Below are 20,025 nucleotides of genomic sequence, written 5' to 3'. Positions count from 1 at the left end.
AGCAGACCCGCCCACGCTCGACTCCAGGCTCGAGAAGGCGCCGGGTGCCGGCCGCCCCCGGGACCCGCGCATTGCCGCGGCCATCCTCTCGGCGACGGCGGAACTGCTTGTGGAGATCGGCTATTCGAACCTCAGCCTGGCCGCCGTCGCCGAGCGCGCCGGAACCACCAAATCCGCGCTGTACCGCCGTTGGTCCAGCAAGGCCGAGCTGGTCCACGAGGCGGCGTTCCCGGTGGCGCCCAGCGCGCTGGAGGCTCCGGCCGGCGACTTCGCCGCGGACATCCGGATGATGATCGAGGCGACGCGCGACGTGTTCACCACCCCGGTGGTGCGGTCCGCGTTGCCCGGTTTGGTGGCCGACATGACGGCCGACCCCGAGCTCAACGCGCGGGTGATGTCGCGATTCGCCGAGCTGTTCGCCGCGGTGGGGGTGCGGCTGCGCGAGGCCGTCGAGCGCGGAAAAGCCCACCCCGATGTGCATCCTGACCGCTTGATCGAGTTGATCGGGGGAGCGACCATGCTGCGGATGCTGCTGCGCCCGGACGAAAAGCTCGATGACGCATGGGTGGATCAGACCACCGCGATCGTGGTGCACGGGGTTACCCGGTGACGCGCCGGCTTGCGGACCGGGCCGCGATCGTCACGGGCGCCAGCCGCGGCCTGGGCCGGGCGATCGCGCTGGCGCTCGCGGCCGAGGGCGCGGCGGTGGCCGTCGTCGGCCGCACCGAACAGGTGTGGAACGACCGGTTGCCCGGGACCATCGGTGAGACGGTCGCCGACATCGAGGCCGCCGGCGGGCGTGCCGTCGCGGTCCGTGCCGATTTGACCGACCGCGACGATATCGCGCGGTTGGTCGGTGAGGCCCGAGATGCCTTGGGCCCCATCACAATCCTGGTCAACAATGCGGCGTTCACCGCGCCCGGTCGGCCGCCGGTGCCCGGTGCCGAGCGGCGCGCCAAAGCGCCTGGGTCGCCCGGCAGCGGCGCCAAGCCTGGCTGGCCGGGCTTCGTCAGCACGCCGCTGGCCGCATACCGCCGGCACTTCGACATCGCGGTGTTCGCGGCCTACGAGCTGATGCAGATGGTGTGCCCGGACATGATCGCCGCGGGCGGTGGTTCGATCATCAACATCACCTCGGTGGCCTCGCGGTTTCCCGGCGACGGGCCCTACCCCGACCGCAGCGGGGGAGTGCTGCCGGGTTACGGCGGGTCCAAGGCGGCGCTCGAGCATCTCACCCAGTGCGCCGCGTTCGATCTCGCCGACCACAACATCGCGGTGAACGCGTTGTCGCCGTCGAAACCGATCCTCACACCAGGCCTGGCGTACTACGCCCGCGAGTTCGATGAGACCGCCTCTGCGGAGGAGTTCGCCGCGGCGGCGGTGGGGTTGGCGTTGGTGGACGCAAGTGCGATCACCGGGCGCACGATCGGTCACCGAGAGGTCCTCGACGGCAGCTTCCGGCCGTTCACGTTGGGTTAGCTGTCGGCGGGTCGGGATCTCCGCGCAGCAGTTCATCGGGGTGGTGAGCGCGGTTGATCTCGGGTGGCCCACTGCCATCGGTCCAGCCAAGTCGCCCACTCTCGGTGACCTCGGTGCGCTGTTCGCCCCGGCTCGCCGCACCATGGTCGCAGCCGCAGGCGAAAAACAGCTTGTCAGCATCGGTCCGGCCACCCTTTGCCCAGTCCGGCGAATGATGGACCTCGCAGTGATAGCCCGGTTCGAGGCAGTTGGGACGGGTGCAGCCGCGGTCGCGCGCGTAGCAGACGAGTCTTTGGTCAGCGGAGGCCACCCGTTTCTGGCGACCCAGATACAGCGGTCGCTCTGTATGGTCGTCGAACACCGCCAGGTAATGGATTGCCTTGGCGGCCATACGGATAAGATCCCGCATCGACAGCCGTGAGCCGCCGCCGGTTCTTGCGGGTGTAGGCATCGGGAGCGATGGGTCGGCTACCGCGTGCGCGGCTTGGTTGATTTCGGACAGTGTCGTGGTGACGACCACCGTGACGGGGTGACCGCGGTGCTGACCCATCCGGCCGGCTGCAATCGCGGTTTCCATGGCTAACTTGAGCGCGTCATGGCAGCGTTGGGCGGGTGTGCGCGCATCACGCGCATCGGGCTCTTCGTTCGCGCTGTCAGGCTGGTGGCGCCCTGGCCGCACCGCGGCCTCAATGGCTTCGAAGTACGCGCGCGCTTCGGGGTCGAGGAAACCCCACAATCGGGACATCCCATCGGGTTCCTGGGGGCCCAGCCGTAGTCCGCGGCGGCGCGCCCGGTCGTTGTCATTGAAAAGCCCGTCAGGATTGAGGTGGTCGGCGATCCGTTGGCCCAGCTTTGTGACGACCCCGGCGTCGAGTTTGGTCGCGTGCTGTACCAGCGTGCGCTCGGCTTCTGCCACCTCGTTGGGCGGAACGCGGGCGGGCAGCACGTCGACGGCTCGGCACACGGCCCGAATATGATCTTCGCCGACGGTGCCGGCTTGCACCGCTTCCGCCAACTCCGGTAACTCCGGCGGCACGGGCGGACCAGTAAGCGACCGCCGCGGTCGAATCCGCGCTGCCAATTTGAAACGGCGCGTGATTTCTTGGGGAGTGATACGCAGCCGTGCCCACAACATGTCGCGCACCATCGGTAGGAACCCTGTCCCGTCGGGCGGGTCGGCGATTTCTGCGAAGAACCGATACATCAGCCCGCGGTTGACCCGCTCCTGAGTCTCGAGCCGTTCGGCCACTGTGACGCGAAAGTCGATGCCGACAAGGTCCGACGAGGTGTCCCGCAGCACGTCGTGGGCAGCGTCGATCGCGTCAAGAGCAGCGCTGATCCGCTCTTGTGCCGCCTCGGCGCCCAGAAAACCCATCCCTCGACACTATCGAACAATTGTGCGAAAAGAGCCTTGCCGGCGACGGATGTGTGGATGAACTGCCGACTGTGGATAAGGCGCGTCTGACATGCCAGTATGAAAAAAGCCTATGCCGCAACGGCGGCAGGCAGGTGTGCACATGCCCGGTATCGACAAGCCGACGGGGCGCGTCGTTGCGCTGATCGTGCTGCTGATCGCCGCCGCCGCCGCCCTGCGCGGGTATCTTCCCGCACAGGTCCGTGGGCCCCTCGCGGACGCAGGCGGCAACCGGGCGGCGATGATGTTCGTGATCGCGGCCCTGGCCGGAACGCTCGCCCTCATGACGGTCGCGGTCATCGCGCGGTTGCGGGACCCACGTGCGGCGGCGCCCACCGCGTTCGATGTGTCCGACATGATCGGCGGCGGCAAGGGCCGGCCGAGCTGGCGCGTGCTGTTGATCGGGCTCGCGGTGATCGTGGCGTGGCTGCTGATCGCGATGATGCTGGCGCACTTATTCGTGCCCCACGAGGTTTCGCCGGCGCCGCCTTCAAAACCGCTGCAACCGGCCACGCCGCCGCCGGCGCACGACACCGTCCCGCCGCCGAAGCACAACCGGCAAAACGACCCCGGGGACATGGTCGGGGTCCTGCTCGCGAGCGCGGTCCCGCTGCTGCTGATAATCGTCGCGTCGGCGGTGATCAACACCCGGAGGCGGTGGCTTGGGCGGTTTGGCCCGGCGCCGGGCATCAGCGCTGACGATTACGCCGAATCCGGTGCACCCACCAAGCATTCGGAACTGGTCCGGGCGGCGGAAGTCGGGCTGGCCGAAATGGCCGACCTCAGCCGCGAACCACGGGAGGCGATCATCGCCTGTTACGCGGCGATGGAACGTGAACTCGCCAATGTCCCGGGAGCGGTGCCCCAGGACTTCGACACCCCGACCGAGGTGCTTGCCCGCGCGGTCGAACACCATGCACTGCATGCCGATAACGCCGTGCAGCTGGTCAACCTGTTCGAGGAGGCGCGATTCAGCCCGCATGTCATGAACGAGGGGCATCGTGAGGTGGCGGTGCGGGTGCTTCAGCTGGTCCTCGACGAACTCGCGGCGAGCTCAGTATGAAAAGGCTTATCGCCCTCGGTGTTTGCCTCATCGTCGGAACGGAGCTGCTGGCACTGATACTGCATGATCGCCGGTTCGTGCTCGCGGCGTCCGGTGCTGCCGCGGCGCTGGTGCTGCTCAATATCCGTCGTTTCCTTGGACATGGGATCCAACCCGAGGTCGAGCCGGACGCCGACGATCTGGGAGATGCGTTGCGCCGCTGGCTGGTCACCACCGAGACGACGATCCGGCGGTCGGACTCCACCCGGGCGGACTGGGACCGGCATCTGCGTCCGATGCTGGCACGACGATTCGAAATCGCCACCGGACACAGGCAGGCCAAAGATCGGACGGCATTTCACGCCAGCGGGCAAATGCTCTTCGGCCCCGAACTGTGGGAATGGGTCAACCCCAACAATGTCACGCGCACGGGAGCCCACGAACCCGGTCCCGGACGTGCGAAGCTCGAAGAGATTCTGCAGAGGTTGGAGCAGGTATGAAAGGGGGTGCGATCGGGATATGACCCTGCCGGCCGCTATGCCTGCTGGTAAGACCACGGCCCACTGCGAGGCGGTGCTCGACGAGATCGAACGTGCCGTGGTGGGGAAGCGCTTCGCGCTCACGCTGATCCTCACCGCCGTGCTTGCGCGCGGCCACGTGCTCATCGAAGATCTGCCCGGCCTCGGCAAGACGCTGATCGCGCGGTCCTTCGCCGCCGCGCTGGGGCTCGGATTCACGCGGGTGCAGTTCACGCCCGATCTGCTACCGGCGGACCTGCTCGGTTCGACCATCTACGACATGCAGTCGGGCCGCTTCGCGTTCCGGCAAGGGCCCATTTTCACCAACCTGTTGCTCGCCGACGAGATCAACCGCACGCCGCCTAAGACCCAGGCGGCGTTGCTGGAGGCGATGGCCGAAGGCCAGGTGAGCATCGACGGCGAAACTCATAAGCTGCCAAAGCCATTCATCGTGCTGGCCACCGACAACCCGATCGAGTACGAAGGCACCTATCCGCTACCGGAGGCGCAGCTGGATCGGTTCGCGATCCGGCTGGAACTGCGATACCTCTCCGAGAGCGACGAGACCTCGATGCTGCGCCGCCGCCTGGAACGCGGTTCGAGTGAGCCGACGGTGAATCAAGTGGTGGACGCGCACGATCTGCTGGCGATGCGCGAATCGGTCGAGCACGTCACGGTGCATGATGACGTCCTGCACTATGTGGTGTCGCTGGCCACCGCTACCCGGCATCACCCGCAGATCGCCGTCGGCGCCAGCCCACGAGCCGAACTCGACCTGGTTCAACTGGCCCGTGCCCGGGCACTGCTGCTCGGCCGCGATTATGTGATCCCCGAAGACGTCAAGGCGCTCGCCGTCGCGGCGGTCGCGCACCGGATCACGTTGCGCCCGGAGATGTGGGTGCGAAAGATTCAGGGCGCCGACGTCGTCGGCGAGCTGTTGCGGCGCTTGCCGGTGCCCCGAACCGGATGAGTTCGGCGTGATCGAAACCCGCGAAGCCCAGTTGCGCTGGCGCCCATCAGCACTGACACGGGCGTTTGCGACCTGCGCGGGGGTCGCGCTGGCCGCCGCCGTGATCGGTGCGCGATGGCAACTGATCGCGTTCGCGGCGCCGCTGCTCGGTGTGCTGTGCTCGATCAGCTGGCAGCGCCCGGTGCCGACGATCCTGGTCCACGCGGAGCCGGATTCTCAGCGATGCTTCGAGAACGAGCAGGCGCGGGTGAAGGTGTGGGTTACCCAGGACAGCGGCGGGGCGGCGGTGCAGCTCAACGTGGAAGCCGTCGATGGGATGCAGCTCGAGGGTCTCGATGAGGAACCGGGTCTGGTGAAAACCGCTGCGGCCGTGGCACAACGGTGGGGTCGATACCCGATCCGGGCCCGCCTCGAAGTAACGGCGCGCGGTGGGCTGCTGGCCGGGACGGCGACGGTCGACGCGGCGGTGGTGATCGTGTTTCCGTTGACGCCGCCGCAGCCGACGTCCATCCCGCAGACCGAATTGCTCGACCGCCTTGGGGCCCATCTCACCCGGCATATCGGCCCGGGCGTCGAGTACGCCGACATTCGCCCCTACGTGCCGGGAGATCAACTGCGGGCGGTGAACTGGCCGGTGAGTGCCCGCCGCGGTCAGTTGCACGTGACGCAGCGGCTCACCGACCGGGCGGCCGACGTGGTGGTGTTGATCGACACCTACCGGCAGCCCCCGGGCCCGGCGACGGAGGCGACCGAACGAATCGTGCGGGGCGCGGCTCAGGTGGTGCAGACCGCGCTGCGAAACGGTGATCGCGCGGGGATCGTCGCGCTCGGCGGCAACCGGCCGCGCTGGCTGGGCGCTGACATCGGGCAGCGCCAGTTCTATCGCGTGCTCGACACCGTGCTCGGCGCCGGTGACCAATTCGAAAGCACAACAGGGACACTGGCGCCGCGCGCGGCCGTTCCGGCGGGAGCGATCGTCATCGCCTTCTCCACCCTGCTGGATACGGAGTTCGCGCTGGCCCTGATCGACCTCCGCAAACGCGGCCATGTCGTAATCGCCGTCGACATTCTCGACAGCTCCCCGTTTGAAGGAGAGCAGGATCCCCTGGTGGATCGGATGTGGGCGCTGCAGCGCTCGGCCATGTATCGCGACATGGCCACCGTCGGGGTGGACGTCATCTCTTGGCGGGCGGATCGCAGCCTGGAGCAGTCCATGGGTGTGCTGCCCGACCGCGGGCGCCGGGCGCGGGGACGGCGATAGCATGGCAGCGATCAGTCAACTCCGAAATCGTGCTCTTGCACTGGTATTCGGCCTCGTCATGGTGGGCTCGGCCGCCGTTGGAACACACGGACCGGCGGTGACCACCGCCGGGGCCGCGGCAATAGCGGTGGGCATGGGCATGGCGCTTCGGCCGATCGCGACGCTTGCCGTGCTGCTGTCGGTGTTCACCATGGTGCTGTCCGATCCGTCGCACCTGCTCGCAGCCCTTTCGGGACTTTGCGCGGCCGGCTACCTGGTGTGTCGATACGCCGACGCCCTAATCAGAAGCTGGCCAACGATTGTCGCCGCCGTCGGATTCGCCTTCGCCGGGCTGGTCGCAACCTCGTTCCCGCTGCAGTTGCCGTGGCTGCCGTTGGCGGCACCGCTGGCTGTCGTGGCGATCTACGTACTGGCCACGCGCCCGTTCGTGGGTCGTTAAATTCAAAACTCGTGCAGTAAAAAAACTGTGATTCACACCACCACGAGCGCTCACGTGTGTCTAAAATCCGCATTTACGGGGTGGTGGCGTTTCGGGCACGCAACGGTCCCGGGGGAAGAAGTTGTTGTCGTGCCTAGGGGAGGGACGCTCTCATGAGTTTCTTGACTGCTCCACCTGAGATTAATTCGTTGTTGATGTTCACGGGTCCGGGTTCCTCTCCGATGTTGGAGGCAGCAACGGTCTGAGAAGGATTGGTCAGCGAGCTGGGCTCGGCGGCGGACTCGTTTTCGTCGCTGGTCTCGGGCTTGGCCGGTCAGGCCTGGCAGGGTCCTGCGTCGGTGGCAATGGCAGCGGCGGCCGCGCCATACTCCAACTGGTTGAGTGCGGCAGCGGGCCACGCGTCCGGAGCGGCTGCCTCGGCCCAAGCGGTGGCCGGCGCATTCGAGTCGGCGTTGGCGGCGACCGTGCACCCGGCGCTGGTGTCGGTCAACCGTTCGAACTTGGTGCAAGCGGTGACGTCGAACCTGTTCGGCCAGAACGCACAGGTGATAGCGGCGATCGAGTCCGAATACGAGCAGATGTGGGCCCAGGACGTAACCGCGATGGTGGGCTACCACGGCGGGGCCTCGGCAGCCGCCTCGAACCTGGTGAACTTGCCGCAATTGCTAAAGAGCCTGCCGCAGGCTGCCCAGGCGCCGCCGCCTCCAACACCGGCGCCGACAACTTCGGCATCGGCAACTTCGGCGTCAACAACTATGGCAGCGGAAACTTCGGCGGCAATAACGTCGGTGACGGCAACACGGGCATCCACAACGTCGGCAGCGGAAACCTCGGCGCCAATAATCTCGGGCTCGGAAACTTCGGCCTGAAGAACTGGGGCGCCGGCAACTTCGGTGACTTCAACGTCGGTATCGGTAACGGAAGCTCCGAAACCCGTATTCAGAGCGGGCCCCTGTACGGCGACCCCATCACGCTCTCGGCCTTGCACAACATCGGTAACGGGAATATCGGCATCCAGAACCACGGCAGTGACAACATCGGCTTCCGTAACTACGGCTCGGCAGCCTCAACTTCGGTATCGGTAACAACGGTAACGGTGACATCGGCATCGGCCTTGTCGGCGACGGACGGTTTGGCATCGGTGGCCTCAACTCCAACGGAAGTATCGACAACTACGGCCTGGGCAACAGCGGCAGCTACAACACCGGCTTCGCCAACACCGGCTTCGCCAACACCGGCTACGGCAACTTCGGCATCGCCAACACCGGCAACCACGACATCGGTATCGGCTTGACCGGCGACAACCAGTTCGGGTTCGGCGGGTTCAAATCCGGGACCGGCAACACCGGCCTGTTCAACTCCGGAACCAACAACCACGGGTTCTTCAACTCGGGCGGCGGAACCCTGGAAGTGGGGGGCGCCGGCGGGAACGCAGGTCTGCTCAACACCGGCACCGCGAACTCGGGCATCCTCAACTCCGGCAGCTACAACAGCGGGATGTTGAACACTGGCACCTTCAACAGCGGGTTTTGGAACTCGGGCAACTTCTCCAGCGGTCTTCTGAACGCTGGCGACCACGACATGGGCATCGCCAACACGGGCTCCCACAGCTCGGGCGCGTTGAACGCGGGCAACTTCGACATGGGCATCGCCAACGCGGGTCTGCAGAATGTCGGGTACGGAAACGCCGGTTACCACAACACCGGGATCTTCAACTCGGGCTCCTTCAACATGGGCTCCGCCAACTCGGGCTTCCTGAACATGGGCGGCTTCAACTCTGGTGGCACCACCTCGGTCGGGGTGTTGGGTACGTACACCGGCAACGTGGGCTACGGCAACTCGGGCACCGGCAACACCGGTTTCGGCAATTCGGGTAGCTGGGACACGGGCTTTGGAACTCGGGTTGGGGCAACACGGGCTTCGGCAGCTCAAACCTTCTCGGTGGTACGCATTCGGGCATCGGAAATGAGGGCCTGTTCAGCTCGGGCTTCTTCAACACGGGCAACTTCACGTCCGGGTATGGGAACGCGGCGGACAACGCGTCCGGCGTCAACAACGCGGCAGGAGGTTCGGTCGAGGTGGGAATCGGGAACTCGGGCGCCGGCGGTGACTCGGGCATCGGAAACTCCGGCGACGGCGGCAATGTCGGGTTCTGGAACGCGGGTACCGGCAACAACGTTGGCTTCGGGAACGCGGGCACCGGCGCGTTCGCTGGGCCCTCCGGGGATGGTGCTTACAACGTCGGCTTCAGCAACTCGGGCGATTTCCTGAACATCGGCTTTAACAACTTCGGCACCGCCACGTCGGGCATAGGGAACCACGGGACGAACAACTCCGGTTCCGGCAATGTCGGTGACCACGATTCGGGCGCCTTCAACGAGGGCAACTTCCAATCGGGTATTTTCAACTTCTAAAACCCGGCACGGTGTCGCTGTCCGTTAGGCGCCGGTGCGACTTCACCGCAGAGCAGGATTCTTCGTTCGCCCGTAACGGATTTGGCATTCGGCGACGAGGTGCCGGTGACCTAGTGCAGTAGCTGGGCGGCGTGGTCGGCCAGGTCGAGCAGCGGCTGCGGCACGATGCCCAGCCCCAGGGTGACCACGGCGCAGACCGCGATGGCGGTCTTGCTCAGGGTGCTAGGTGCCACCACCTGCGGTGTGTCGTCGGATAGTTCAGTGAAGAACATCGACACGATCACCCGCACATAGAAGTAGGCGGCTATCCCGCTGGAGATCACACCGATGATGACCAGCGGCACCGCGCCGCCCTGTGCGGCGGCCTTGAACACGGAGAACTTGCTGATGAATCCACTGGTCAGCGGAATACCGGCAAAAGCCAGCAGAAACATCGAAAGCATCACGCCCACAATGGGAGAGCGTTGCCCGAGTCCGGCCCAATGAGACAGGGTGGCGTCTTCCTCACCGTCGGCGTTGCGGATCAGGCCGACGATGGCGAACGCGCCGACGGTGCTGAAGCTGTAGGCGACCAAATAGAACAATGTCGCCGACAGGCCGGCCGCGTTGTCGGCGATCACCCCGGTGAGGATGAAGCCCACGTGGGCGACCGAAGAATATGCCAGCATCCGCTTGACATCGGTTTGGTTGACCGCGGTGATGGTGCCGACGGTCATGGTCAGGATCGCAATCGCCCACAGCACCGGCCGCCACTGATCATGCAGCGGCGGCAGCGCGACGTAGACCACGCGCAGCAGTGCGCCGAACGCCGCGACTTTGGTGGCCGCCGCCATGAACCCGGTAATTGGCGTCGGTGCGCCCTGGTAGACGTCGGGAATCCAGGAGTGGAACGGCACCGCGCCGACCTTGAACAGCAGGCCGACCGAGAGAAGCGCGACGCCGACCAACGCCATCGAGGTGTCTCCGTGCGCAGCCAATGCATCCCGGATACCGGTCAGGGTCAGCGTGCCAGTCGCGCCGTACAGCAAGGCGACGCCATAGAGGAAGAATGCCGACGAGAACGCGCCCAGCAGAAAGTATTTCATCGCCGATTCCTGCGACAGCAGCCTGCGGTGCCGAGCCAGGCCGCAGATCAGATACAGCGGTAGGGACAGGACTTCCAGCGCGACGAACATGGTCAACAGGTCGTTGGATGCGGGGAAAACCATCATGCCGCCGACGGACAGCATCGCCAGCGGGAAGAGCTCGGTCTGGGCCGCTCCGGCCCGCTCCGCCTCGCGTTCGGCGTCGCTGTCGGGCACCGCGGACGCCTGAGGGGTAAAGGAATCCAATCCCCCCGAACTGCCCACGGTCGCAGCCACTTTGGCGTTGACGGTGTGCGTGCGCTCGGCCATGAAGATGACGGCCATGATGGCGACCAACAGCAGGGTGCCCTGCAGGAACAGGGCAGGCCGATCAATGGCCACCGCACCCAAAACCGCTTGACGCCCCGAAGTGGGAATCGACTTTGAGACCTGGACGACCGCGACGAATGCCGCGATCAACCCGCCCAACGCCAGGGTCACCTGTGCGGCGTAGCGGGCGGGACGCGGCACGAAGGCTTCGACCAGCACACCGACTACCGCAACGGAAAAGACGATCAGCATCGGGCACAGCAGGAAGTACTCGACGCTCGGGGTGGGGAGGGTCATCGGTGCGGTCCTTCGGCTGTCCGGGGTATGCCGGCCGGCACACGCGGCGCGGGATCATGCTGGCCGGTGGTAGTCATGGTGTTGTCGACCGCGGGGTTGATGACCTCCAGCAGCGGTTTGGGGTAGATCCCCAGAATCAGCAGCAGCGCGATAAGCGGTGCCACGACGATCAATTCGCGTGCCTTCAGGTCACCGATGCCCTCATTGCCCTTGGCCACCGGGCCGGTCATCACCCGCTGGTAGAGCCACAGCATGTACATTGCCGCGAGGACCAATGCGGTCACCCCGAACGCCGCGGCCAGCCAGTAGCGGTTGAAAGTGCCCAGCAGAACCAGGAATTCGCTGACGAACGGTGCGAGGCCGGGCAACGAGAGCGTCGCCATGGATGAGACCAGGAAGGTGCCCGCGAGGATGGGCGCCACCTTCTGCACGCCGCCGTAGTCGGCGATCGCCCGGCTACCGCCCCGGGATACCAGGAAGCCCGCGATCAGGAAGACCGCCGCCGTGGACAGGCCGTGGTTGAGCATGTAGAGCGTTGATCCGCTCTGACCCTGCGTGGTCATCACGAAGATGCCCGCGACGATGAACCCGAAGTGCGAGATCGAGGTGTAGGCGATCAGGCGCATCATGTCGGTCTGGCCGATCGCTACGATCGCGCCGTAGATCACCCCGATGATCGCCAGCGTCACAATCAGCGGACGGAAATACGTTGAGGCCGCAGGAAACAGCTGCAGGCAGTAACGCAGCATGCCGAAGGTGCCGACCTTGTCCATCACGGCTGTGATCAACACCGCGGTCGCCGGCGTGGCCTCGACCGCGGCGTCCGGCAGCCAGCGGTGCAGCGGCCACAGCGGAGCCTTGATCGCGAACGCGAACATGAAGCCCAAGAACAGCGCCTTGAACACCGCGGGGTCCACGCCGGCGAAGCGGCCCGTCGCGACGCCGGTCACGATGTCCCGGAAGTCGAACGTGCCCGAACCGTGCTGCGCGGTCACCACATACAGACCGATCACCGCGGCCAGCATGATCAAGCCGCCGAACAGGTTGTACAGCAGGAACTTCACCGCGGCGCGGGACCGCCCCGCGCCTCGGCCGAAGCCGCCGATGAGAAAGTACATCGGGATGAGCATGGCCTCGAAGAACACGTAGAACAGCAGCACATCCAGCGCGATCACCGAGATCAGCACCATCGACTCGATGGCCAGCGTCAAGGCCACGTAGGCGTGCACGCCCCGGGGGTTGCGTTCGCCGCCATCGTTCCAGCCGGCGATCACCAGCAGCGGGATCAGCACCGCGGTCAGTAGCACCAGGATCACCGCGATGCCGTCCACGCCCAGGGTGTAACCGGCGCCGAAAGCCGGTATCCACTGGTGGGATTCGACGAATTGATAGGTGGCGCCGTGTTTATCGAAGCCGACCGTGATCTCGATCGCCACTGCGAGTGTCACCACGCTGGCGACCAGACCGGTCCACTTGGCCAGCTGCCGCTGCCCCGGGGGCAGCAGGATGATCAGCGCGGAAGCGGCCAGCGGCACCAGCCACAGCACACTCAGCCACGGCACATTTGAGTTCACCACAGCTTCACCGCCAGGATTGCCGCGGCCACCAGGGCCGCACCGGTCAGCATGGACAGTGCGTAGTTGCGGACGTAGCCGGTTTCCATCTCGCGCAGCCGATTCGAGGTCCGGCTCACCAGCGCTGCCAGCGCATTGACCGAGCCGTCCACACCGGCGTCGTCGAATTCGACTAGCGCGCGGGTCAGTTCCGCGCCGGGACGCATGAACACCTCCTCGTTGAAGGCATCGCCGTAGGCGTCGGCACGTGCGGCCGTCGTCAGCACCGAGACTTGGACCGGGGCAACTCTGGGGATCTCAGCCCCGGCCTTGCCGCCGTACATCCGGTAGGCCACTGCGATACCCACCGCGACGACGCCCAGGGCCAGCGTGGTGCTGACCCACTTCGGGGCGGCTGCCTCGGTTTCCAAGTGAACCCCGACGACCGGCTCGAGCCAGTGCTGCAGCGTGCCGCCGATGGCGAACAGGCCGCCGGATAACACCGAGCCGAAGGCGAGCAAGATCATCGGCCACGTCATCAGTGGCGGCGATTCGTGCGGATGAACGCCTGGTGCCCAACGCTTCGCGCCGAAGAACGTCATCAGCATCACCCGGGTCATGTAGAACGCGGTGATGCCCGCACCGAGCAGCGCCGCACCGCCCAGTACGTAACCGCGGGCACCGCCGGAGCCCAGCGCCGCCTCGATGATGGCGTCCTTGGAGAAGAAGCCGGCGAATGGCGGCACGCCGATGATCGCCAAATATCCCAACCCGAACGTGGCGAACGTGACGGGCAGGGCGGCGCGCAGACCGCCGTAGCGGCGCATGTCCTGCTCTTCGTGCATTGCATGGATGATCGAGCCGGACCCGAGGAACAGCCCGGCCTTGAAGAAGCCGTGTGTCAGCAGGTGCATGATCGCGAACGCGTAGCCGGCCGGGCCCAACCCGGCGGCCAGCACCATGTAGCCGATCTGGCTCATCGTGGACGCCGCCAAAGCGCGTTTGATGTCGTCCTTGGCGCAGCCGATGAACGCCCCGAACAGCAACGTGACGGCACCGACGATGACCACGCCCAGTCGCGCATCGGGCGACAGGTTGTAGATCGGGTTGGAGCGCACGATCAGATACACGCCGGCGGTCACCATGGTGGCGGCGTGGATCAGCGCGGACACCGGGGTGGGGCCCTCCATGGCGTCACCCAGCCAGGCCTGCAGCGGAACCTGCGCGGACTTGGCGCACGCGCCCATCAGCAGCAGCAACCCCATCGCCGTCAGCGCACCTTGATCGGCGCCCGGCGCAGCAGCGAACACCCCGGAGTAGGAGAGCGTGCCGAAGTTGCTGAACATGACGAACATGCCCACGGCAAGGCCCGCGTCGCCGACCCGGTTCATCACGAACGCCTTCTTGGCCGCTGTCGCCGCCGACGGCTTGTGGTACCAGAAACCGATCAGCAGGTAGGACGCCAGGCCGACGCCTTCCCAGCCGACGTAGAGCACCAGGTAGTTGTCGGCGACCACCAGCAGCAGCATCGAGGCCAGAAACAGGTTGAGATAGCCGAAAAAGCGGCGCCGGTCCGTATCTTCGGCCATGTAGGCGACCGAGTAGATGTGGATCAGCGACCCGACCCCGGTGATCAACAGCACGAAACACATGGACAGCTGGTCGATCTGCAACCCGAAGTCGACCTGCAGCTGGTTGACGGGGATCCAGGTGAACAGCGTCTGGTGGATGGTGCGGTCGGCGGCGTCGCGGCTGAGCATGTCGGCGAGCAGTGAGGCGCCCACCCCGAACGCCGCGAGCGCCGCGGCGCAGCCCAGCCAATGGCCCCATGGGTCCGTGCGCCGGCCGCCGAACAGCAAGATAGCGGCACCCGCCAGTGGCAGCGCGACCAACAGCCAGCTGTATTGAGTCATCTTGGCGTTCTTAGCCTTTGAGTAGATTCGCGTCGTCGACGGACGCCGATTTGCGGGCACGGAAAATCGTCATGATGATGGCCAGGCCGATGACGACCTCGCAGGCGGCCACCACCATCGTGAAGAACGCGATCATCTGTCCGTCCAGGTGGCCGTGCAGGCGCGCGAAGGTGACGAACGCGAGGTTGACGGCATTGAGCATCAGCTCGACGCACATGAACATGACGATGGCGTTGCGCCGCAACAGCACGCCCGCGGCCCCGATGGTGAACAGCAGTGCCGAAAGGTACAGGTAATTGGCCGGATTCATGACTTGCCGCCTTCAAGCACTCCAGACACAGGCTGGGGGGAGGGGAGTTCCTTACCGTCGGATCCGCGGCTTCGCAGAATCCGCGAGACCGACAGCTGCGAGTAGGACCCGTCGGGCAGTATCGCCGCCACGTCGACCGCGTTGTGGCGCGCGTAGACGCCCGGGCTGGGCATCGGGGTTGGATGACCGCCGGGACGGAAGCGCTCCTCGGACAGCTCCCGCTGCGTCTTGCGGCGCTCGAAGCGCTCCCGATGGGCCAGCACCATCGCTCCGACGGCCGCGGTGATCAGCAGCGCGCTGGTCAACTCGAATGCCCACAGATAACGGGAGAAGATCAGCGCCGCCAGGCCTTCGACGTTGCCGTTGGAGTTGGCGGCGGTCAATCCGACGAAACTTCCGGTCGCCGCGTTGCCGATGGCGGCGATCAGCAGAATGCCGAAGCCGATACTGGTCACCACCCCGGCGACCCGCTGTCCGCGCAGCGTTTCCTTCAGTGATTCCGCCGAATCCACGCCGATCAGCATCAGCACGAACAAGAACAGCATCATCACCGCGCCGGTGTACACCACGACCTGAACGACACCCAAGAACAGCGCGTCCTCGATCATGTAGAACACCGCAAGGATGATCATCGTCATCGCCAGAAACATCGCCGAATACACCGCGTTGACCGCCAGCACCACACCGATCGCGCCGATCACCGCCAGCGTGCCCAGCAGCCAGAACGTCACCGCTTCACCGGTGGAGGTGCGAACAATGGTGTCTGTTGCCAAATTAGAGGCGAGGTTAGCTACGGTCATTGGGCTGCTCCGGCTTGGGGTCCGGCTTTGGCGCCGGCATTCTGCTTCTCACGCAAACCATTCGCGGTCACGTTGCCCTGGTAGTAGTCCTTGTCGGTGGCGCCCGCCGCGCGTGGATGCGGCGGCGCGAGCATGTCCTGCAGCAGCGGCGCGAGCAGGCGGTCCTTCTCATAGATCAGGTCGGCGCGGTTGTCGTCGGCCATCTCGTAGTTGTTGGTCATCGTCAGCGCCCGGGTCGGGCAGGCCTCGATGCACAAGCCGCAACCGATGCAACGCAGATAGTTGATCTGGTAAACCCGGCCGTAGCGTTCGCCCGGCGAAAACCTCTGCTCTTCGGTATTGTCCGCGCCCTCGACGTAGATCGCGTCGGCAGGGCAGGCCCACGCGCACAACTCACAGCCGATGCATTTCTCCAGGCCGTCCGGGTACCGGTTGAGTTGATGACGGCCGTGGTAGCGCGGCTTGACCGGACCCGGCTTCTCCGGGTACTCCTCGGTGACATTCTTTTTGAATATCGAACCCAGCGTCACGCCGAATCCTGCTACGGCGTCCAGGAACTTAGCCACGCGCGTTCTCCTTGCTCGCACCCACTGGTAGCGGCGGTGTCGGGAAGGCCGGTTCGATGCTCTTGCGGTCGCCGGCGCGTTTTTGCTTACGGTTCTCCCGCGCCAGCGCGCGAACGCTGGGGGCGGTGAACGGTTTTCGCAGCGTCAGCACCAGCGCCACGGCGACGACAATGCTGCTGACCACCAGCACAGGAGTCCAATGCTGGAAGCCCTGATTGCTCGCCGAGCGGATCACGGCCGCGATCATCACCCACACCAGCGAGACGGGGATCAGCAATTTCCAGCCCAGCCCCATGAACTGGTCGTAGCGCAGCCGGGGCAGGCTGGCCCGCAGCCAGAAGTAGATGAACAGGAAGGTCCACATCTTGGCGGTGAACCAGAGCACGGGCCACCAGCCGGTGTTGGCTCCGGCCCACATGTTGAGCGGCCAGGGAGCATGCCAGCCGCCGAAGAACATGACTGTGGCAAGCGATGAGACCGTCATCATGTTGACGTACTCGGCCAACATGAACAGCGCGAACTTCAGTGACGAGTACTCGGTGTGGAAGCCGGCGACGAGTTCACCCTCGGCTTCGGGCAAGTCGAATGGGGCACGGTTCGTTTCGCCCACCATGGAGATGAGGTAGATGACGAACGACGGCAGCAACAGGAACACGTACCAGACCCGGTCCTGGGCGGCCACGATCTCCGAGGTCGACATGGAGCCCGCGTAGAGGAAGACCGCCGCGAACGACAGCCCCATCGCGACCTCGTACGAGATGACTTGGGCGGTGGACCGTACCCCGCCTAACAGCGGGTAGGTGGAACCCGATGCCCAACCGCCAAGCACGATGCCGTACACCCCGATCGCCGACAGGCCCAGGATGAACAGCACCGCGACCGGCAGGTCGGTCAGCTGCAACGGCGTGCGGTGGCCGAACACCGACACTTCGGGACCGAATGGGATGAACGCGAACGCCGTGAACGCGGGAATCGTCGAAAAGACCGGGGCCGCAAAATAAACGAACTTGTCGACGCCAGCGGGGGTGATGCTCTCCTTGAGCGCCAGCTTGATCCCGTCGGCCAGACTCTGCAGGGTGCCCCACGGCCCCGCCCGGTTCGGGCCGGGCCGCAACTGCATCCAGCCCAGGATCTTGCGCTCGGCCAGGATCGCGACCAGCACGTTGAGCATCAGGAAGACGAAGATGGCCAGCGCCTTGCCCAGTACCAGCCACCAGGGGTCGTGTCCGAACGCCGTCACGCGCCCACTCCGATCGTCACAATGCCGCCAGGGGTTACGCCCAGTTGCGGATACACCGCCGAACCCGGCGAGTTCAGTGGAAGCCACACCACCCGGTCGGGCATGTCGGTGATGTTCAGCGGCAAGGTGATTGAGCCGCGCGGTGTGCTGACCGTCACCTCATCCCCGTCAGTGGCGCCGATCTCGGCTGCGGTGTCGGATGAGAGCCGCACCACGGGTTTGCGTGCGGTGCCGGCCAGATACGGTTCGCCGTCCTGCCCGCGGCCCTCGTCGAGCAGCATCCGCCAGCCCGTCAACACGGCCTCACCCGATCCCGGCTGGGGTGGCTGCGGGGCCGAAACCTGAGGACCTGCCGCGTGTTCGCCGTCCCAGGTACCCAGCCCGGACAGCTCCTCGCGGGCCGCCTCGACGGTGGAAACCCCTAAATACACACCCATTTCGTCGGCCAGCGTGTCGAGCACCTGGTGATCCGACTGGCGGGCCTGCTGCGTGCTGCCGTGCAGCGCCGGTCCGAACCCGCGGTAGCGGCCCTCCCAGTTCACGAAGGCCCCGGCCTTGTGGGTCGTCGGCGCGACGGGGAACACCACGTCGGCGCGTTCGGTGGCGGGGCTGTGCCGCAGCTCCAGACTGACCACGAACCCGACGGAGTCCAAGGCGGCCAAGACCGCGTCGGGATCGGCGAAGTCGTCGGGCTCGATGCCGCCGACCAGCAGTGCGCCCAGGCTCCCGTCGGTGGCGGCGGCCAGGATGCCGTCGGCGTCACGGCCACTGGCAGTGGGTATTTCGTCGACGTGCCAGGCGGCACAGACCTGAGCGCGAGCAGCGTCGTCGGCCAATGGGCGGCCGCCGGGCAGCAACCCGGGCAGTGCGCCGGCTTCCAGCGCGCCGCGCTCCCCGGCGCGGCGCGGCACCCAAGCCAACCTCGCCCCGGTGGCGTGGGCGAGTCGGGCCGCCGCGGACAATCCGCCCGCCGCCGTGGCCAACCGTTCCCCCACCATGATGACCGCGCCGGTTGTGGACAGCAGGTCGCCAAGCTCGCCGGTGGCCAGCCCATCCAGCGTCGAAGCCTCGGCGCCCGGAACGGTTTTCAGCAACCGGCCGGACATCTTCTGCAGCGCGCGGGTAGCGAACGGGGCGACCGCGTACACCGGCAGCCCGCGCTTGCGCGCCGCCTTGCGCAGCCGCAGGAAGACGATGGGTGACTCGTCCTCGGGCTCGAACCCGACCAGCAACACCACCGGGGCCGATTCCAGGTCGTAGTAGCTGACGGTTACCGGCCGGCCCGCGATGCGGGTAGTCAGGAAGTCGGCCTCTTCGCTGGAGTGGGGCCGGGCGCGGAAGTCGATGTCGTTGGTGTCCAAGACAATTCGCGCGAACTTGGCGTAGGCGTAGGCGTCCTCCCAGGTGACCCGGCCGCCGACCAGCACACCCGTACGCCCGCGGGCCGCCTCCAGTCCGTCAATCGCCGCGGCGATCGCATGCGCCCACGAGGCGGGCTGAAGCGTGCCTTCGGCGTCCCGAACCAGGGGAGTGGTGAGCACGTCCGGCTGGGTCGCGTAATTGAAGGCCCAGCGGCCCTTGTCGCAGTTCCACTCCTCGTTGACTTCCGGATCGTCGCCGGCCAGGCGACGCAGCACCTTGCCGCGGCGGTGGTCGGTGCGCTGCGCGCATCCGGATGCGCAGTGTTCGCACACGCTGGGGCTGGACACCAGATCGAACGGGCGGGCCCGGAAACGGTAGGCGGTCCCGGTCAGCGCTCCCACCGGGCAGATCTGCACCGTGTTGCCCGAAAAGTAGGACTCGAACGGCTCGTTGGCGTAGATGCCGACCTGCTGCAGGGCGCCCCGCTCCTGCATGTCGATGAAGGGATCCCCGGCGATCTGCTCGGAGAACCGCGTGCAGCGGGCGCACAGGATGCAGCGTTCGCGATCCAGCAGTACCTGCGCGGAGATGTTGATCGGCTTGGCGAACGTGCGCTTGACGTCTTGGAAGCGAGAGTCGACGCGGCCGTTGGACATTGCCTGGTTCTGCAGCGGGCATTCGCCGCCCTTGTCGCACATCGGGCAGTCCAGCGGATGGTTGATCAGCAGCAGCTCCATCACACCGTGCTGAGCCTTATCGGCGGCCGGTGACGTCACTTGGGTGCGTACCACCATGTCGTCGGTGGCGACGGTGGTGCACGACGCCAGCGGTTTGCGTTGCCCCTCGACCTCGACCAGGCACTGCCGGCAGGCGCCGACCGGATCGAGCAGCGGGTGGTCGCAGAACCGCGGGATCTGGACGCCCATCAACTCGGCCGCGCGAATCACCAGAGTTCCCTTGGGAACGCTGATTTCGGCGTCGTCGATCGTCAGCGTCACCATCTCCGGCTGACGCACCTCGTCGCCGGTCTCGGATTTGGCCGCACTAGTCACT

The 20,025-nt window shown here is 66.0% G+C and carries 17 protein-coding genes and 1 pseudogene; 9 read left to right on the top strand and 9 right to left on the bottom strand.

Annotated elements, in window-relative coordinates:
- Together ACLP9N_RS37860 and ACLP9N_RS37855 are read left to right on the top strand one after the other, a co-directional pair.
- Window positions 1-610, top strand: a 610-nt coding sequence (locus ACLP9N_RS37860) for a TetR/AcrR family transcriptional regulator (protein WP_442412191.1), incomplete at its 5' end; no start/stop codon positions are given.
- Window positions 607-1,479: an SDR family NAD(P)-dependent oxidoreductase gene (locus ACLP9N_RS37855; RefSeq protein WP_442412190.1), complete on the top strand. Its 873-nt coding sequence runs from the start codon at window positions 607-609 to the stop codon at window positions 1,477-1,479. The genes ACLP9N_RS37860 and ACLP9N_RS37855, both read left to right, overlap by 4 nt.
- On the opposite strand, the gene ACLP9N_RS37850 is transcribed toward ACLP9N_RS37855, so the two are convergent.
- On the bottom strand, window positions 1,466-2,854 hold the full coding sequence (locus tag ACLP9N_RS37850) for a 13E12 repeat family protein (protein ID WP_442412189.1): 1,389 nt from the start codon (window positions 2,852-2,854) through the stop codon (window positions 1,466-1,468). The genes ACLP9N_RS37855 and ACLP9N_RS37850 overlap by 14 nt on opposite strands.
- Before the next feature lie 142 nt (window positions 2,855-2,996).
- Here ACLP9N_RS37850 and ACLP9N_RS37845 point away from each other — a divergent pair, with 142 nt between their 5' ends.
- From ACLP9N_RS37845 to ACLP9N_RS37815, 7 genes and pseudogenes are all read left to right on the top strand, one after another.
- On the top strand, window positions 2,997-3,956 hold the full coding sequence (locus tag ACLP9N_RS37845; RefSeq protein WP_442412188.1) for a DUF4129 domain-containing protein: 960 nt from the start codon (window positions 2,997-2,999) through the stop codon (window positions 3,954-3,956).
- The gene (locus ACLP9N_RS37840; RefSeq protein WP_442412187.1) at window positions 3,953-4,435 is read left to right on the top strand and encodes a hypothetical protein; all 483 of its coding nucleotides are present in this window, start codon (window positions 3,953-3,955) and stop codon (window positions 4,433-4,435) included. The genes ACLP9N_RS37845 and ACLP9N_RS37840 overlap by 4 nt, the downstream gene beginning before the upstream one ends.
- 37 nt (window positions 4,436-4,472) lie before the next feature.
- A complete protein-coding gene (locus ACLP9N_RS37835) occupies window positions 4,473-5,423 on the top strand; it encodes an AAA family ATPase (RefSeq protein ID WP_442412197.1) in 951 nt (316 codons plus the stop codon).
- Window positions 5,424-5,430: 7 nt separating this feature from the next.
- Window positions 5,431-6,684 carry a DUF58 domain-containing protein gene (locus tag ACLP9N_RS37830; RefSeq protein ID WP_442412186.1) on the top strand — a complete coding sequence of 418 codons (1,254 nt, stop codon included), beginning with the start codon at window positions 5,431-5,433 and terminating at the stop codon, window positions 6,682-6,684.
- Window position 6,685: 1 nt separating this feature from the next.
- Complete coding sequence (locus tag ACLP9N_RS37825; RefSeq protein ID WP_442412185.1) at window positions 6,686-7,123, top strand: hypothetical protein; 438 nt, start codon at window positions 6,686-6,688, stop codon at window positions 7,121-7,123.
- 152 nt (window positions 7,124-7,275) lie between these two features.
- A pseudogene (locus ACLP9N_RS37820) lies at window positions 7,276-9,019 on the top strand (PPE domain-containing protein); the annotation flags it as partial.
- 182 nt (window positions 9,020-9,201) lie between these two features.
- A complete protein-coding gene (locus tag ACLP9N_RS37815) occupies window positions 9,202-9,537 on the top strand; it encodes a hypothetical protein (protein WP_442412198.1) in 336 nt (111 codons plus the stop codon).
- Window positions 9,538-9,647: 110 nt separating this feature from the next.
- Here the strand turns inward: ACLP9N_RS37815 and nuoN are convergent, their stop codons facing one another.
- Genes nuoN through ACLP9N_RS37775 form a run of 8 tightly spaced genes read right to left on the bottom strand, consistent with a single transcriptional unit; the run spans window position 9,648 to window position 20,024 of the window.
- The gene (nuoN, locus tag ACLP9N_RS37810; protein WP_442412184.1) at window positions 9,648-11,228 is read right to left on the bottom strand and encodes an NADH-quinone oxidoreductase subunit NuoN; all 1,581 of its coding nucleotides are present in this window, start codon (window positions 11,226-11,228) and stop codon (window positions 9,648-9,650) included.
- A complete protein-coding gene (locus ACLP9N_RS37805) occupies window positions 11,225-12,802 on the bottom strand; it encodes an NADH-quinone oxidoreductase subunit M (protein WP_442412196.1) in 1,578 nt (525 codons plus the stop codon). The genes nuoN and ACLP9N_RS37805 overlap by 4 nt, the downstream gene beginning before the upstream one ends.
- Entirely contained in the window at window positions 12,799-14,694 is a 1,896-nt protein-coding gene (nuoL, locus tag ACLP9N_RS37800) for an NADH-quinone oxidoreductase subunit L (protein ID WP_442412183.1), read from the bottom strand. Before nuoL ends, ACLP9N_RS37805 begins: the two co-directional genes overlap by 4 nt.
- 10 nt (window positions 14,695-14,704) lie before the next feature.
- Window positions 14,705-15,004 carry an NADH-quinone oxidoreductase subunit NuoK gene (gene nuoK / locus ACLP9N_RS37795; RefSeq protein ID WP_044510267.1) on the bottom strand — a complete coding sequence of 100 codons (300 nt, stop codon included), beginning with the start codon at window positions 15,002-15,004 and terminating at the stop codon, window positions 14,705-14,707.
- Entirely contained in the window at window positions 15,001-15,804 is an 804-nt protein-coding gene (locus tag ACLP9N_RS37790; protein ID WP_442412182.1) for an NADH-quinone oxidoreductase subunit J, read from the bottom strand. The genes nuoK and ACLP9N_RS37790 overlap by 4 nt, the downstream gene beginning before the upstream one ends.
- Entirely contained in the window at window positions 15,801-16,370 is a 570-nt protein-coding gene (nuoI, locus tag ACLP9N_RS37785) for an NADH-quinone oxidoreductase subunit NuoI (RefSeq protein WP_442412181.1), read from the bottom strand. The genes ACLP9N_RS37790 and nuoI overlap by 4 nt, the downstream gene beginning before the upstream one ends.
- On the bottom strand, window positions 16,363-17,610 hold the full coding sequence (gene nuoH, locus ACLP9N_RS37780; RefSeq protein WP_442412180.1) for an NADH-quinone oxidoreductase subunit NuoH: 1,248 nt from the start codon (window positions 17,608-17,610) through the stop codon (window positions 16,363-16,365). Before nuoH ends, nuoI begins: the two co-directional genes overlap by 8 nt.
- Entirely contained in the window at window positions 17,607-20,024 is a 2,418-nt protein-coding gene (locus ACLP9N_RS37775) for an NADH-quinone oxidoreductase subunit G (RefSeq protein WP_442412179.1), read from the bottom strand. Before ACLP9N_RS37775 ends, nuoH begins: the two co-directional genes overlap by 4 nt.
- Window position 20,025 lies beyond the last annotated feature (1 nt).

Source organism: Mycobacterium sp. (genome assembly GCF_052144515.1).
Taxonomy (GTDB): Bacteria; Actinomycetota; Actinomycetes; order Mycobacteriales; family Mycobacteriaceae; genus Mycobacterium.
The sequence above is the reverse complement of the archived record's forward strand: the minus strand, read 5'-3'. Positions and strand labels throughout refer to the sequence as shown.